General features: G+C 33.7%; 12 protein-coding genes. 2 read left to right on the top strand and 10 right to left on the bottom strand.

Annotated elements, in window-relative coordinates; translation table 11 throughout:
• Positions 1-54: 54 nt before the first annotated feature.
• Together KA900_RS04635 and KA900_RS04640 are read right to left on the bottom strand one after the other, a co-directional pair.
• Positions 55-1,458, bottom strand: a complete 1,404-nt coding sequence (locus tag KA900_RS04635) for an MFS transporter (protein WP_096808453.1) — start codon at positions 1,456-1,458, stop codon at positions 55-57.
• A 593-nt stretch (positions 1,459-2,051) separates the two neighbouring features.
• Positions 2,052-2,693 (bottom strand): bifunctional 2-keto-4-hydroxyglutarate aldolase/2-keto-3-deoxy-6-phosphogluconate aldolase, encoded by a 642-nt coding sequence (locus KA900_RS04640; RefSeq protein ID WP_096808452.1) that lies wholly within the window; start codon positions 2,691-2,693, stop codon positions 2,052-2,054.
• A gap of 585 nt (positions 2,694-3,278) precedes the next feature.
• On the opposite strand from KA900_RS04640, the gene KA900_RS04645 reads away from it, so the two are divergent.
• Together KA900_RS04645 and KA900_RS04650 are read left to right on the top strand one after the other, a co-directional pair.
• Positions 3,279-4,124, top strand: a complete 846-nt coding sequence (locus KA900_RS04645) for an HAD family hydrolase (RefSeq protein ID WP_115341947.1) — start codon at positions 3,279-3,281, stop codon at positions 4,122-4,124.
• Positions 4,125-4,127: 3 nt separating this feature from the next.
• Positions 4,128-5,852 (top strand): glycoside hydrolase family 3 protein, encoded by a 1,725-nt coding sequence (locus tag KA900_RS04650; protein ID WP_096808450.1) that lies wholly within the window; start codon positions 4,128-4,130, stop codon positions 5,850-5,852.
• 221 nt (positions 5,853-6,073) lie between these two features.
• On the opposite strand, the gene uidA is transcribed toward KA900_RS04650, so the two are convergent.
• The 8 genes from uidA to KA900_RS04690 all read right to left on the bottom strand — a co-directional run bounded on the left by uidA (position 6,074) and on the right by KA900_RS04690 (position 17,395).
• Entirely contained in the window at positions 6,074-7,867 is a 1,794-nt protein-coding gene (gene uidA, locus KA900_RS04655; RefSeq protein ID WP_096808449.1) for a beta-glucuronidase, read from the bottom strand.
• A 37-nt stretch (positions 7,868-7,904) separates the two neighbouring features.
• Positions 7,905-9,308: an MFS transporter gene (locus KA900_RS04660; protein WP_096808448.1), complete on the bottom strand. Its 1,404-nt coding sequence runs from the start codon at positions 9,306-9,308 to the stop codon at positions 7,905-7,907.
• 524 nt (positions 9,309-9,832) lie between these two features.
• A complete protein-coding gene (locus tag KA900_RS04665) occupies positions 9,833-11,047 on the bottom strand; it encodes a helix-turn-helix domain-containing protein (RefSeq protein WP_103372987.1) in 1,215 nt (404 codons plus the stop codon).
• 142 nt (positions 11,048-11,189) lie between these two features.
• Positions 11,190-12,263, bottom strand: coding sequence for a YkvI family membrane protein (locus tag KA900_RS04670; RefSeq protein ID WP_096808447.1), 1,074 nt, complete (start codon positions 12,261-12,263; stop codon positions 11,190-11,192).
• A gap of 430 nt (positions 12,264-12,693) precedes the next feature.
• The gene (locus KA900_RS04675; protein WP_115341945.1) at positions 12,694-13,467 is read right to left on the bottom strand and encodes an SDR family oxidoreductase; all 774 of its coding nucleotides are present in this window, start codon (positions 13,465-13,467) and stop codon (positions 12,694-12,696) included.
• 118 nt (positions 13,468-13,585) lie between these two features.
• Complete coding sequence (locus KA900_RS04680) at positions 13,586-14,944, bottom strand: gluconate:H+ symporter (RefSeq protein ID WP_103372990.1); 1,359 nt, start codon at positions 14,942-14,944, stop codon at positions 13,586-13,588.
• A 189-nt stretch (positions 14,945-15,133) separates the two neighbouring features.
• Positions 15,134-16,690: a gluconokinase gene (gntK, locus tag KA900_RS04685; protein WP_096808444.1), complete on the bottom strand. Its 1,557-nt coding sequence runs from the start codon at positions 16,688-16,690 to the stop codon at positions 15,134-15,136.
• A 24-nt stretch (positions 16,691-16,714) separates the two neighbouring features.
• A complete protein-coding gene (locus KA900_RS04690; RefSeq protein ID WP_210139337.1) occupies positions 16,715-17,395 on the bottom strand; it encodes a GntR family transcriptional regulator in 681 nt (226 codons plus the stop codon).
• Between the last annotated feature and the right edge of the window lie 54 nt (positions 17,396-17,449).

The following is a 17,449-nucleotide window of genomic DNA, read 5'->3' on the forward strand; positions in this document are numbered from 1 at the left end:
TTTAAGGGTTCAGTGCCAAATGATGTCATAGTCTTTTTATTTCCTTTCATTTCATTAAATTTCTTCTCTTAAAGCGAGTTCTTTAACAATTTGTTTGTGACGTTTATCTGTTAATGGATAGCCAAACAGGAATATAAGTAATGCAATTAAACATCCTACGCCAGGCACACCAAAAAATAATATTTTAAGACCAGTTAACGTTTCCGCTGATTGGGCAACATTCGGTTGATATCCTATCATTGTCAGTGCAACACCTGGAATAAACCCAGCTAACGCTTGCGAAATCTTACGTGTGAAACTATAGCTTGAATATGTAATCCCTTCAGAACGAATGCCAGATTTCCATTGTCCATACTCTACAACATCGGCAATAAAAGCCCATGTCACTGTGTTAGGAATCACGAGAAAGAATGAAGAGATTGTGTTTACAATTAAGAAAGTAGTAAGATGACCCCCAAAGTATATAAAATTCAAAAACTCACAAATTACAAACCCACCGATACCTATAATAGCGGTCATCTTTTTACCAACGCTTTTACTTAACAATGTTGTTAAAAATAACGCTGGTATTAAAACAATAAAATTCAAAGTACTAACTAATCCTACTAAATTAGGTGCGTCCATCACATACTGGAAGTAATACAATTGAGATGACTGTTTCAAAAACATCGCCATAATCGTTAATAATGTATAAATTGCCAAGATTGCAAAGGCACCGTTGTTCAAAACACTCAAGAAAGCTTTTTTCCCTAATCCTTTTTGTTTCGGTCTTTGAATGACGTGTCTTTCCTTAACATTTTTATAACAAATTAAATGCAAAATAACGCCAACTACTGCCAGTATTGCTACTGCTACAGGATAACCAATCGCGTGGTTTGGAAATTGATTAACTAAAGGAATTACCACAATGCCAGCAACAAACAATGCAGCTTGTGAACCTAAATTTCTATATACAGATAGTTGCGTTCTATCTTCTGAATTAACTGTCATGGATGCTGAAAGTGAACCATAAGGTATATTCACGCAAGAATACGCTGCGTTAAATAACATATACGTAGCAAATGCCCAAATGACTTTTCCAGTTTGATCTAAATGAGGTGAAATAAATGATAAAACTGTACAAATTGCTAGAGGCACTGTTCCATAAAGTATAAAGGGCCTGAATTTACCGCGTTTGCCGATATTGGTTCTAGAATCTATATAAGTGCCTACGCCTGTATCTACAAAAGCATCAAATATTTTAGACACTAGGAAAACCAATCCTCCATAGAATGCAGATATCCCTAATATATCTGTAAAAAATTTTAATAAATAAATTTGCCCCATATCGAACATCATACCGTTCCCTAGATCTCCCAAACCGTATGATAGTTTTTCTTTAAATTTCAGTTTGGGTGTAGCTATGTTTTCAAGTCTACTTTGAGTTGAATGTGCTTGCTCGGATGTTTTAGAAACCATAACCTATCTCTCCCTAATCGTTTAATATCGTGGTTGCCTATTATTGTTCATGTCATGCGATTAAAAACACTTTAGTTATAAACTGTCACACTATGTTTATAAAACATAGATGCATATCTCATTGGATTCACATTTCTATACCAAACCCTTTCATTCTTATATAAATCGTTTCCTCAAATCTACTGATCTCGTACAAATTTCAATTGCTAAACCAAACATATCATGGGTATATATCATCTTTTTTCTTAGAAAAGTAATTAATGTAAACGTTTTCTAATAGCGCTAAAATTTTTTCTACTCTATATGTAAACTCATTTTTGTTTCGTTCACCCTTTAACAATCTCCAATTGAAACGATAATGTTAACAACCGACAGCACATCAATATTTTTTAATTTATATACATTTACTATCTGTATGACTGTCTACTGGGTTGTTTACAAAACACACGTTAATGATAATTCTGACTGTCGCAAATCACCTAGAGACTAGATTTATATTTGTATTACTCATATCAAATAAGACTACTCGTTCTATTTTGAATAAGTGATAGCTTAGCGTTCGTACTATGATTTGGAATGTGATGACGCGCATGCTACTTATGTCGTATTGATTGAAATTTCTGTACAAATTCACGTGTTTGGGCCACAATGATATCTTCTTCGCCTTCTTTAACATTTCGGGTTAAAGCACTACCAATACCGATTGCAAAGGCGCCATTATTATACCACTGTTCCATATTTTCTAACGAAATACCACCGGACGGCATCATTTTCGCTTGTGGTAACGGACCGTGGACATCTCTTATAAATTTAGCCCCTAGTAGGTTACCAGGGAACAATTTAACGACTTCAACACCATGTTGAAGTGCGTTTGTAATTTCTGTTACTGAACTACACCCAGGTAAATAAGGAATTTGGTATAAATGACATATATGAGCTACTTGTACATCGAAATGTGGGCTAACAACGTAACGCGCACCATTCATAATGGCTATACGTGCTGTTACTGCGTCTAATACTGTACCTGCACCAATAACAACTTCTTTGTTAAACTTCTTTGTTAATGCTTTAATAGCCAATTCTGCATAAGGTGTTGTAAACGTTATTTCTATATTCAGAATACCACCTTCAATTATTTTTTCGCTTTTTAATATTGCATCTTCACTGGAATTCCCTCGGACAACTGCAACCAGATAATTATCGTTCATTTGTTGTAAAATACGTGTCTTTTCCATGCTGCTGCTCCTCTTCGTTTTATTTACATCGCTCAATTTAATTATATTTTTTATCTAATTCTAGTCAATTACTATAGTATGTATACATAACTTTGCTTCATTTATTTCAATACGCATTCGCTCGCCATAATAACTTGAAAAGTGTTGATAGTACTATATATTTGTGTATTTTTTCACAATGAATAGTTAAACAATATTTTCTTAAATAAATGTTGTTTCCTACAACCTATATGGCGACTATTTTTGGTATATTCGATGTATTTTATAAATAAAATGACTTTTTTTATAAAAAAATGTCATAAACTGGCAACTTTGTGAATTTAATCACTATTTCCCGAGGAAATGGCTAGTTTTTTTTAAATATGCGTGCTAACTTTAACAGTATAAAGAAAGCGCTTTATTATATTTTAACCTTCACAGCGAATTGTCGTTTCACACTTGAAGCAAACCATTATTAATTCATTTCTTTGAGTATGTAACATACATAGCTTATCTATTATTCAATGAATATAAAGAAAGTGCGTGTCTATATCTTTAATTAAATAATCATAATGATTGTAATTTTATTTGAGAGGAACATTTAAAATGATTGATTCTTTACCGAACTACCAACCTAAGTTCAAAAAACTAATTTGTGTTGATTCAGACGGATGCGCTATTGATTCTATGACAATAAAACACGAGCGTGCATTCGGCCCTGCACTTGTTGCAGAATGGCGGTTAGAAAATATCCAGTCTGAACTATTAAAACGATGGAATGATTTAAATTTATATGAAATCACTAGAGGTATTAATCGTTTTAGAGGATTAGAACGTATGTTAAGTGAACTTGTTGAACAAGGTATAAACATTGAGGGATACAAAGATATTAAGCATTGGGTCCAAACAACACATGCCTTCTCTAATCCTGCATTGGAAGAAGCGATACAAGCGAATCCTAATCAAATCGGATTAAAAAAAGCACTCTCTTGGTCGCATAACGTCAACGCTATAATCAAAACATTACCAAGCATAGGCCCGTTTAAATATGTACAGGAATCGTTGCAAAGTGCTTCAACTTTTGCTGATATCGCAATCGTATCGTCTGCAAATTTATCAGCAGTAGAATATGAATGGGAAACTTACAAGCTTACGCCCTATTTAAGCGGTATGTTTGCACAAGAAGCAGGCACAAAAGAATACTGTTTAGCACAATTAAAGCAGCATTATAATTTAGAAGACATCATTATGTTAGGAGATGCTAAAGGCGATTTAGAAGCAGCTCAATCACATAATATGTACTTTTATCCGATACTTGCAGGCCATGAAAACCAATCTTGGCTCGATTTCAACAATAAATATCTAAAATTATTTAAAGAAAGTAAGTTCAACCAAGAGATACAAGAAGCATTAAAAGATTTATTTTTCAATAATTTTGAAGGAGAGGAATAAATTATGGTTAAAGTAGATTTAACAGCAGCACCATATTATTTAAATACGGATCAGATAACATGGGTGGAAGAAACACTTAACAATTTAACAGATGAAGAAAAAATAGGTCAGCTATTTTTTAATTTATTTTCATTAGAAGGTGGAAAAAAATTCTACGACGCCGACTTAACTAACGAAGATGTGCTTAAACGCTACCATATTGGAGGCGCACGTTATGAAGGTGGCAATAAAGAAGATGTGCAACACTTACTTAATGACTTACAAAAGCATACAAAAGTGCCCGTACTTGTAGCAGCAAACTGTGATTCAGGTGGTAATGGGGCATGTAAAGACGGTACCTACATAGCAAGTGCTGCACAATGTGAAGCAGCACAAGATACAAAAGTTGCCTATAACGCTGGCCTAGTATCGGCACGTGAATCTTCTGCATTAGGAGTGCACATTAACTTCGATCCTTGTGTTGATATTCTAAAAAATTGGCGTAATACGATTGTTAATACGCGTTCATATGGCACAGATGCTGAAACAGTGATTAAATATTCAAGCGCATTTATAGACGGTTTTAACGCTGAACGTAACATGATCACGTGTATTAAGCACTTCCCAGGTGACGGTACAGAAGAACGTGATCAACACTTAGTGCTTGGCGTAAATGAATTAACAACACAAGAATGGGATGATAGCTTCCGTAAAGTTTATCAACATCATATCGATCGTGGTGTACAAATGATTATGGCTGGTCATATCGCACAACCTGCCTATTCGAAAAAATTAAACCCTAATCTTGAAGATAAAGATATCTTACCTGCAACGCTTTCTTCTGAGCTCATCACTGACTTATTAAAAGACGACATGAAATTTAATGGTTTAGTCGTTACCGATGCAAGTCACATGCTCGGTATGACCGCTTCCATGCGCCGTGAAGATTACGTCCCATTAGCAATTGCTTCCGGTTGTGATATGTTCTTATTTTTTAATGATTTAGAAGAAGATTATCAATTCATGCTTAAAGGCTATGAGAAAGGCGTTATTACTGAAGAACGGTTAAATGACGCAGTACGACGCGTACTAGGGTTAAAAGCACAGTTGAGCCTTCATAAAAAACAAAAAGATGGTTCAATTATTCAACCTAAAGAAGCGTTGGATATCATCGGTTGTACGGAACATTTGGAAATGCGTGCAGAAGCTGCAGATCTAGGTATTACGCTTGTAAAAAATACTTTAAACCAATTACCTATCCGTCCTGAAACGCATAAAAATATTATGCTTTATGTCATTGAAGGTGAAAAAGACGGCATTTACAAATCTGCTAACAACGTAGCAGACGATATTATTAAAGAACTTGAATCTCGAGGGTTCAACGTCACATTAAATGACGGTTCCACACGTATTAAAGGCAAAACGCTAGCATACCGCAACAACGTAGATGCAGCTTTAGTATTTGCAAATATTATTGGCTATGCAGCAGAAAACAACTACCGTATCAAGTGGGGCACTGCCATGAGTAATGAAATTCCATGGTACGTACATGAAGTGCCAACTGTGTTTGTTTCAACTAATTTCACTACACATCTACACGATGCAACAATGGTTAAGGCATATATTAACGCATACCATTCAAATCATGAAACAATCAAACAAACTATTGATAAAATCATGGGCGAGAGCGAATTCAAAGGCGCCTATAACGACTTAGTATGGACAGACAAATGGCAAGCAAAATTATAACCCATTATACCTGTTATCATGAAAAAATAAAATTATCAAAAAATAATAATCCTTTCAGAGTACACACAATAAGTGAAAACTTTGAAGGGATTGTTTCATCTTAATTTTAGTTATATTATATATTTCACAATTTCATTAAATAAAAACCACCTCAAATTTTACGGCTAATAACAAAATTTGGGGTGATTATGATAATATTTATTTTTATTGAGTGCGGTAACTTATGATTTATAACCAAAATCAGGTATATTTTCCCAACGCTTTTTAAAGTAATGCGCCACTGCTTTAGGACGTCGTTCACGTGTGAAGATACCTTTCTTATTTCCTTGAACTCTGATAATATCCGTAGATGTTTCAAAATCTGCAAAATTCCATGTTTGTTCACCAATAAACTGCGGATATTCATCTATTACTTCGTGGTTTGCTTCATAATATCGAACTTGATACTCTTCAGTAAATAATTCATCACTAATTGCATGTATCCCCGCTACCGTATCCGCTCCATATTCCGTAAACATAATCGGTTTATCTGGTTGTTTTTCAGTCCATCCATCTAATTCTGTTCTCAGGGCTTCTTTAGCTGCTACCAAATCACCTGTTTGTGTATACCATCCATAATATCTATTCAGACATAGTACATCTACTAAATCTTGTACTTGGCATGTGTCTGGTTGCGAAGTTAATATGGTAACTATTGTGACTGGTCGGTGTTGCGGGTCACATGCACGCGCTAAATGAACTAACGGTTCAAAATATGCTTTTGCCCCCGCTTCGGTAGAAGCAGGCTCATTAGCAATGGACCACATGACTACACAAGCATGATTTTTATCACGTTCGATTAACCCTTTAATCACTGATTCATGCGCTTCTTTCGTACCAATTTCTTCAAAAGTATTTCTTAAAGTAACACCAGACAATATCGTGCTAAAGTTAAGATGCACACCAACAGCTGTTGTTTCGTCTATTACTACAATACCTTGTTCATCTGCTAACCGCATCATCTCTTCAGAATATGGATAATGAGACGTTCGGAATGAATTACCACCAATCCACTTAATCAGATTAAAGTCCATTACATTTACAACTTCATTTAAGCCGCGTCCGTTGTAATATGTGTCTTCGTGTTTTCCGAAGCCTTTAAAATAGAATGGTCTATTATTAATTAAAAACTGCCCTTTTTTTACTTCTACAGAACGAATGCCAAAGCGCTCAGCATAACTATCTATTATTTGATTATTATCTAATAGCGTCACTTCTAAATGATATAAGTAAGCATTTAATGGTTCCCATAAGTGAGGTTGCTCTACTTTAATAGAACCGTTAAAACCAGATGTTTCAGCAACAATATGACCTTCTTCATCGATTAATCGAACTAATACTTCATCCACTGTGGCATTTGTAACAACCGTATAACCTACTTCTGCTATATCGCCTTTAAGCTCTGGTATAATTTCAATATCTTCTATAAACGTTCTAGGTGTTGTATAAATTTTAACAGGTCTATGAAGCCCAGCATAGTTAAAGAAATCAAAATTAGGTTTGTTCTTTTTAATTAAATTGCCATCTTTATCTGTCGTTTCACTATAGTCACCAACGGGTAAAGTGGTTTCGTCTAATATATTATTTACACATACTGTTAAGCGATGCTGTCCTGAATAAAACTGGTCATTTAATTCTACTTCAAAGGGCAAGAAGCCACCTTGATGTGATGTGACTTCTTGGCCATCAATATAAACAGTTGCTTTATGAGTTGCTGAACCAAACCGTAAAACAATGCGCTCATTTGATAAAACTTTAGGTATCGTAAATGTTCTTTCATACCAAACATTTCCAACATGATTACGTATGTTTGTCGTCACGCCTTGGTCATTATACGAACCCGGTACTGCCATCACTAAATCAGTATTTAAGGGTCGTGTTACGTCTATCGTGTCCTGATTACCTTCTAACTTAAACTGCCAAATACCGTTTAAATCAATAATGCTTCTGTGTTCATTCGTTACTGGATATAGCATATCGATGCTCCTCTCATAATATTAAAATGTGAATTATCTATATTTCTTCTCTAAGCGCTAATTCTTTAACAATTTGTTTGTGCTTCTGATCCGTAAGTGGATATGCAAAGAAGAATAAGATCACTGCAATTAAACAAATTGTTGCGGGTACGACAAAGAATAAAACTTTCAAACCAAATATTGTATCTGGTGTCTGAGCCGCATTAGGGACGTAACCAATAATTGTTAACGCCATCCCTGGTATAAAACCTGCTAAACCTTGGGAAATTTTTCTTGTAAAACTATAACTTGCATAAATAATACCTTCAGATCTTAGCCCTGATTGCCATTGTCCATATTCTACAACATCTGCAATAAATGCCCATGTCACCGTATTTGGAATAACTAAAAACAATTGTGCAATCGTATTAATAATTAAAAACGGTACGATTTGTTCTGAAAATAGTGAGAAATTTAATATTTGGAAGATGATAAAACCACTTACACCGATGATCGCTGTCATCTTCTTACCTACTCGTTTACTTAAAAACGTTGTAAGGAACAACGCTGGTATTAATACAATAAAATTCAATGTACTCACAATACCAATTAAGTTATCGAATCCCAGTACGTTTTTGTAATAATACAGTTGTGCACCTTGTTGTAAGAATAAAGCTGTAATCGTTAATAAAGTATAAATGGCTAAAATAATAAATGGTCTATTTTTCAGTAAATTAAAAAACGCTTTACGACCTAGCCCTTTAATTTGAGGACGCTCTACTGTATGACGCTCTTTAACACCTTTATAACACAACATATGTAGCGTCACACCCGCAACCGCAAGAATTCCAACTGCAACTGGGTATCCGATGGCATGATTAGGAAAAAGACTCACTAAAGGAATGATAATAATACCTGAAATAAACATTGCACCTTGCGAACCTAAATTACGAAATACTGATAATTGTGTACGGTCATCCGCATTGATTGTCATTGAAGCAGATAATGAACCATAAGGAATATTAACGATAGAATAAGCAGCGTTAAATAATAAATATGTTCCAAACGCCCAAATAATCTTACCTGTTTCACTTATATCTGGAGAAATAAAGGTCAGCACCGTTAATATTGCTAATGGAATACTGCCATATAATATAAACGGTCTAAACTTCCCACGTTTAGAAAAATTCTTTTGATTGTCAACAAGCGTCCCTACACCCGTATCTACAAAAGCGTCAAAGAACTTAGCCACTAAGAATACCAGTCCACCTATGGCTGATGGAATTCCCAATATATCTGTATAAAAGAGCAGCAAATAGATTTGCCCCATATCAAACATTAGTCCATTCCCTAAATCTCCAAAGCCATAAGATAATTTCTCTTTAAATTTTAATTTTGGTGATTCGATTTCGTTAAATTTTTTCAGCTTAGAATTTGCTGGTTTTAATCTCGCTGTAACCATAAGGATTACCTCTTTCCACTATCGAAATCAAAGTTATGAGCTTTAACTTTGTCATTTCATAGTCAGTTTTAATGATTGTGGCCCTCAATCGTTATATCATCCATAGTTTTGAAAGCGCTTTCTACTATAGATAAATTTTTTTACCCCTATAAATTAATTCGATTTTTATTATCGCGTGTTTACATCTTTAACACATTATTTATAGAGAGCTTACTTTTATTATATTTTTAAAATAATAACAGTCAATGAAATAATAACAACGTTGTTATTATTAAGTAGTTATCTTTTTAATTTCTTTTCATTTTGAACTATAGTTAAAGTCTGTAACAACGCCAATCGAAATTGATACGTTACTTTGTATATTAACCTGAGCGAGATACCTATTATATACCTCTATCTTAATGTGAAGTGGTTTAATTTTAATGTTTTTTTAAAGATATTATCATATTTTTGATATTTTTCTAATTTTATTTACAAATTTTATTTGTAATTATTAATTTTTACGTTTTTTTAACTCAAATTTATTAGTAGAATTCTTTATGCTCTATGCGATATTTCAATGGCGTCACACCATAGTGCTTTTTAAAACATTGAGTGAAGTAACTTTGTTCTTTAAAACCAACATAATTTGAAACTTCAGATACAGTCATTTTTGTGCGTGCTATTAAGTCGCGTCCTTTTTTAACTCTTAAAGTTGTAATAAATTGAGACAGTGACTGATGGCATTCTTGATTAAAAATCCTTGATAAATAACTCGGTGCTAAATCTACATAATTTGCTAACTCATCTAACGTTAAATGTGTATCTAAATTTCTTTCAATATATTGAATCACTTTACTTATTTTAGGACTATACGCGTTTGCTTTTATCTTCATAGCTCTTTCAGCGTATGCTTTAACAATCGAATGCGTTAATTCATCTAATAATTCAATATCCATTGTTTGATCAATCATAGTCGCGAATCTAGCTGAAATTTCATCAATATGAATCAAACTAACCCCTGCTTTTTCACCTGCTTTACGACATAACGTATTAATTAAATATGCTTTATATTGCTCATTTGAAATATCGTCTTTAACTCTTCTCAAACCAGCGACAGATATATTCATATTATTTAAGATGGACAAAGCTTCTTCGACATTACCATTTTCAACCGCTGTCAGTAGCTGATTCTCTAAATGATAACGATATTCTATTTCTTGTAATGTGTAATCAATTTGTGCTTTAGATTCTGCTAATATTGCTTCATTAGTATGAAAACTAAAATCAATATCTACAGTTTCATAAACAATATTTCTCTTCTTTAAAAAGCGAATTGCTAAACGACACATTTTTTGTGCTTTAACATGATGGCATAGTGGTACTTTTAATAAATATTGTTTCAGTATCGATAGTTTAGAAATTTTAATGTTCATACTTTGCAACATTTCATTACATTGCCGTTCATTTGGTCTTTTTTCCATATATGGCCCAATAATATAAACTTGTCTGTATTTTTTAAATTTGAAAATTAAAAAACTTACATTGAAACTATTTTTATAATGGTAAATTTTATTGCTGTGCATATGCACGATAAAATGTTTTAATTCGTTTTTAAATTGCTTCCTTGTTGTATTTATAAATGGTGTCTTGATATGGTTACTAATCCCCTTCATGTCATCCATATCATAACCTTCTAATTGAATACTTAATAATTGCAAAGCATGCATTTTCAAAATTTCTAGCGCTTCATCATTCATAAAAAAACACCCCATTCCTTATAATTGTATTATATCTAAATAATAAGGAATAGAGTATCAAATTAATAGAAAATTTCAAAAATGTTTTTCTTTACACTTTATAGACCATTATGATTTAAAACGTTTATAACAATATGGTTTTTTATTTATTTTTCTTTCCAAATTTCAATTTAAATGGTGCATAAAATAGGACGAAAATGAGAACTAAACCTAAATAACCAATTAAAGGATAGAAAATAGCTACAAGGTCTGTAAAGCCTACAAAACTTAAGCATAGTCCTACAAGCACTGTAATGGTATAGAATACTTTAAAACGCATAGAGTCTACTATCGTAAATCGTGTAGCGAATGCGTAAAACATACCTAAACCTGTATTGAAAATCATGCCAAATATCACGATTGCCATAATAACACCAAGTATTGGAGATATATGGTTCACAATGCCTAACATAGGCATTTCCATGTCGCCTACAATGTTAATTTGTGTGAAAATAGCTAAGTGACTTAATACAATCATGACACCTAAGGTTAAACCACCTAGTAGTCCACCAACAGCTGCGAGTTTGCTATTTTTTTCTGCTCCTCCCATAACGATTGCCATAGATGCGCCTACTGCTGTATTAAAAGAAGCATAATTGACACCTGCTACAAACCAATTCGGTAATGTAGATGGTTTAGCATCTGAAATTGTATCCAGTTCAGCAAATGGCACGTTTGTGGTTAAGAAACTATAAACCGAAATAATTAATATAAACAAAATTAAAAAAGGTGTAATATTCCCGATAACCTTAACGACACCTTCTACACGCAACATACCTGCAAGTATAATCAATATAGTCATTAAAATTGTACCGACGATTGATGGAAGTCCAAATTGCTGGTTTAAGTTTGAGCCTGCACCTGCAATCATTACCACGCCTACGCCAAATAAAGTGAAAATAATGACTAAATCAATAACCCAGCCTAGTATTTTTCCAAATAATGTTCCACCTGTGATATTATGTATGACATTTTTATGTGAGTCTGTGTTAAATCGGCTACCTAACCATACTAACATCATCCCCACATAAGCGAATAATGCTGTAGTGATGATCGCACCTAAAGTACCTAAAATACCAAAACTAGTAAAATATTGAAGTACTTCTTGCCCGGAAGCAAAACCAGCACCTACAATGACGCCAATGAAAGCACTTGCGATAAGTAATATTCTTTTCATAATTTCCCCCCTTATTGTGTCTACTATATACAAGTTAAGTGAAATTTCAACTGTAATATATTGATGTCACATTATGCTTTTTTGAAACAAACGCTTAGCATAGCTGTATATTTACAATTTGAAAATCACTATAATTATCTAATTTTATCATTTTATCTGTAAATTATGTTGAAATACCATATACAACTATATTTTTGGTACAAATGTACCAAAACTTCAAACCTATTTTTCAATTGTTATATAAAAAAAGCAGGCTAGAAATCACAAAAACTTTGACTGATTTCATATACCTGCGTTTTAAGCATATTAATTTATTTTAATACCTTTGGTTGACTGTATTTTGTGAAACAAACCCTTAATTTGATTGATAGGTTTGACCTATAGCAGTAAATGCTATAACGCAATCTACGTTTTTATTTCCTTTAATATACTATCTAAGTAAGTATCCACCATCAACCGGTAGGGAAACACCTGTAACATAATCTGACGCTTCACTTGCTAGGAAAATAAGTGGCCCCATTAAATTTTCAGGCACACCCCACTCGCCAGATGGAATATGACTTTTAATTTCTGGACCTCTCACTGGGTCTTCTTCTAATACTCTTGTCATATCTGTTCGAATATAACCTGGAGATAATGCATTAACTTGAATGTTATATTCTGCCAACGCATCTGCATAAGCTTTCGTGATACCTACAACACCATGTTTGCTTGCTGCATATGGAAAAATATTTTTACCTGCGCGGTAGGATTGCATTGAGCCTATATTAATAATTTTTCCTGATTGTTGTTTCGTCATCACTTTAGCCACTTCGTGAGCCATGTAATAAGATGCATTTAAATTGATATCAATTACTTTTTGCCAATCTTCATCTTTAAAGTCTAGTACATTATTTCTAATCTGCACACCAGCATTATTGACAAGAATATCTATATTTCCCCAAGTAGTTACCGCTTCATCAACTACTTTTTGAGCAGCGCCTTGTTTCGTGATATCTTGTTGTATAAATGCTATATTGCCTTCATGATCATTTACCATTTGCTTTAAATATTCCCAAGATTGTGTCGATGAACTGACGATAGTTACATTTGCACCATACATTGTTAAAGCAATGGTATAATACATGCCTAATCCACGCGCGCCCCCCGTTACAATAGCGTTCTTGCCTTTTAAAGAAAAACTATTCAAATCAAATTTTGTCATCATTTACGCCTCTTTTCTCAATATTAATGATTTCTTTTAAAAAAAGTCCTTAACTATATCATACTGTTAAGGACTTAAAAAACAACTATTCATTCATACTGCTGTACTGAATATGACATTATACAAAAATACTTAGTATTAAAATAAACACGAGTCCTGAAACAGAAATCACCGTTTCAAGTAATGACCATGTTAAAAATGTCTCTTTCACAGTTAAACCGAAATATTCTTTAAACATCCAGAAACCTGCGTCATTCACGTGAGATAAAATAACACTACCAGCGCCAATCGCTAATACGACCAATGCAACGTTAACATCAGATGCTTGTAGTAGTGGTAACACAATACCTGTTGATGAAATCGCAGCTACTGTAGATGAACCTAAGGCAATTCTTAAAACAGCTGCAACGACCCACGCTAAAAGAATTGGTGACATTTCAGTACCTTCAAACATTTTAGCTATTGTGTCACCAACTCCGCCGTCGATAAGTACTTGTTTAAAAGTACCGCCACCACCAATAATTAGGATCATCATACCTATTGGATAGATGGCATTAGAAACTGAGTCCATTATTTCTGAATTTTTTCTACCTTGTTTCACACCCATCGTAATAATAGCAAATAATACTGCAATTAACATTGCTGTGCCTGCTGTACCTATAAAGTAAATGAATGATTCAAATCCATTCGTTGCTTCTTCATTACCAGTTATTAACTGAACGATAGTGGCTAGTAACATTAAAATAACTGGTGATATTGCAGTTAATAAACTAATTCCAAATCCTGGCATTTCAGATTCTGAAAATTCCTTTTGTGCGCCTAAAGCTGAAATGTCGCCTTCTCGGCTATAGGCAGAAGGTGTAATCTTTTGTGCTACTTTATTAAATAATGGTCCAGCCACAATTGTAACTGGAATCGCAATAATAATACCATAAAGTAATACATGTCCTAAGTTAGCTTGTAACTCTTTTGCAATAACCACTGGACCTGGATGTGGTGGTAAGAAACCATGTGTAACAGATAACGCCACAACCATTGGTAAGCCAAGTTTTAATTGTGAAACGTTAGCACGTTTAGCTATCGTAAATACTAATGGAATTAATAATACGAGTCCAACTTCAAAGAAAAGCGCTATACCTACAATGAAAGCTGCAACAAGCATTGCCCATTGTACATGTTTATGACCAAATTTTTTAATAAGTGTGTCAGCAATTCTTGTAGCGCCTCCGCCGTCAGCTAATAATTTACCTAATATAGCCCCTAAACCAAAAATCAACGCAATATGACCTAATGTACTACCCATACCGTTTTCAATGGTTTCAATAATTTTATCTAAAGGCATACCAAGTAAAATTGCAGTGACAATAGATGTAATAATAAGTGAAATAAATGTATTCAATTTTAAGAAAATAATAAGTGATAATAATACGACAATCCCTATAACCACAGTAATTAATGGCCAAATTGTTTCAAACATAATCGTTCTCCCTTTCAACACTGAAAACATCATCGTAAAGATATCAAACCGACTCTTTTTTTGATAACGCTTACTTTCGTGTTTAAAATTTTTATTTTTCTATTATGGTTAAAAGTACAGCTATAAATAGCTCTAGCCCAACTAGATGATTCAGTTCTATTTATAGCCTGTCTTTTATTTAATCTCTTTCTATTTTTGTTCCTTGTCTTTAGTTATATGTTCACGCTGAAACGTAGCGATTTCAGCATAACGGTCTTCTAAAGAGCGGCTTAAATTGATAAATATTGAAATCAGTTTCTGGTAAATTTTCACATTATCTTGATTAGGTTTATGATCATTTGTAGTTCCAACCATTTCTTCGATAATAGAAAAATCATCAATTTCACCAAGTGCTTTCATACCAAGCACGCAAGCGCCTAGACATGAACTTTCATAACTTTCAGGAACAATTAAATTAGTGTCAAAGATATCAGCCATCATTTGACGCCAAACTTCACTTTTCGCAAAACCGCCTGTTGCTTTTATTGTTGAAGGTGTTTCGTTCATCACTTCTATCAAAGCTAAATAAACGGTATAAAGGTTATAAAGCACACCTTCTAAAGCTGCTCTAATCATATGTTCTTTTTGGTGCGTTAAGGTTAAGCCAAAAAATGAACCTCTTGCGTCTGCATTCCATAACGGCGCACGTTCCCCTGCTAAATATGGGTGGAATATTAATCCATCTGCACCCGGTTTAACTCGGTTCGCAATTTTAGTAAGTACATCATATGGATCGACACCTAAACGTTTTGCCGTTTCGACCTCGCTTGCCAATAATTCATCTCGTAGCCAACGTAATACCACACCGCCGTTATTGACTGGACCACCAATTACATAATGATTTTCGGTTAATACATAACAGAAAATTCTTCCCTTGTAATCTGTGCGTGGTTGATCTATCACAGTTCTAATTGCGCCTGAAGTACCGATTGTGACAGCAACTTCTCCTTTTTTAAAAGCGTTGACACCTAAATTAGAAAGTACACCATCGCTTGCACCAACAACAATTGGTGTATCTTCATCTATGCCCATCAATGTTGCATAACGACGTTTCATTCCCTTTAAAATATGTGTCGTTGGAACAACTTTAGGTAACTGTGATGCACTAATACCTAATAATCTTAAAGCCGCTTTATCCCAATCTAAATCTTCAAGATTAAACATACCTGTTGATGAAGCCATTGATTGATCAATCACATACTCTTCAAATAATTGATAAAAAATATAAGTCTTGATATCAGCAAATATGGCTGTTTGGTTATATATTTCTTGTTGTTCATGTTTCATCCAAAATATTTTAGATAACGGAGACATAGGATGAATCGGCGTACCTGTTCTTCTATATATTGCATCGCCATCGTGTTTTTCTTTAATTTCTTCTGCGTATTTAATCGCACGGTTATCAGCCCATGTTAAATTTTCAGTTAATCGTTCATTACTCGCGTTCATTGCAATCAAACTATGCATTTGCGCACTAAATGAAATTAATTTCAAATCTTTTTTATCGATGTTCGCTTCTCTCATTACATATTTGATGGTCATTAACACGGCATCGAACAGTTCATCAGGATTTTCTTCTGAAACTTCTACGTTTGGTGTGTGTAAAGGATAACCGATATTATGTTTCATTATGAATTGTCCTTTTTCATCATAAAGGACAGCTTTAGTACTTGTAGTACCTATATCAACGCCAATCATATATTTCATGATTTTACCTCCTACTATCACTTCTTATTTTAACCAAAAACTATCAATATCTTCCCCAACGTCATCAAAGTTCAAATGAAATGCATTTCTAAGTTTTGTTGCATCTTTATCTGCAATCGCATCAATAAATACTTCGTGATTATGGTGGATTCGTTCAAAGTCTTCAGGTTTTTTATTCATACGTTCACGCATTGATAATAAAATAAGCGCTTCCATCACTGGCCTTAAGTTATTCCAAAACGTTTTCAAGTATTGATGCTTTGAAGCTAATATGGTTACTTCATGAAATTTCATATCATGCACTGTAAATGCTTCTGCATCCTCAAATTTCACAGCAACTTTCATCATCTCGAGCTGTTTTCGCATCTCTTTAACAATTTGTTTGTGATTACTTGCTTTAATTTTATTAAATGCAAAAGATTCTAACATAATTCTTAGATCATATAGTTCTTTCTTTTCATTATCATTAAATGGCAAGACATCTGCGCCCATACGCTCTAAATTAATTAATTGATCTTGTTTAAGTAGCTTAAACGCGTCTCTAACTGGAGAACGACTGACATTAAATTCTTTAGCGATTTGGTTTTCAGTCAGCAGTTTATCTGGCGTAATTGTCCCATCAACAATCCTCAAACGTATTTCTGAAGCAATCATTTCACCTTTAGATACACCTTCAAGCCATTGTTCTGGATATAAATATTTCACCGCGCCGTCACCTCATTATCAATTCGATATACTTGTATACAAGTATATTAATAT

The organism is Staphylococcus sp. GDY8P120P (assembly GCF_017892065.1).
Classification (GTDB): domain Bacteria; phylum Bacillota; class Bacilli; order Staphylococcales; family Staphylococcaceae; genus Staphylococcus; species Staphylococcus nepalensis.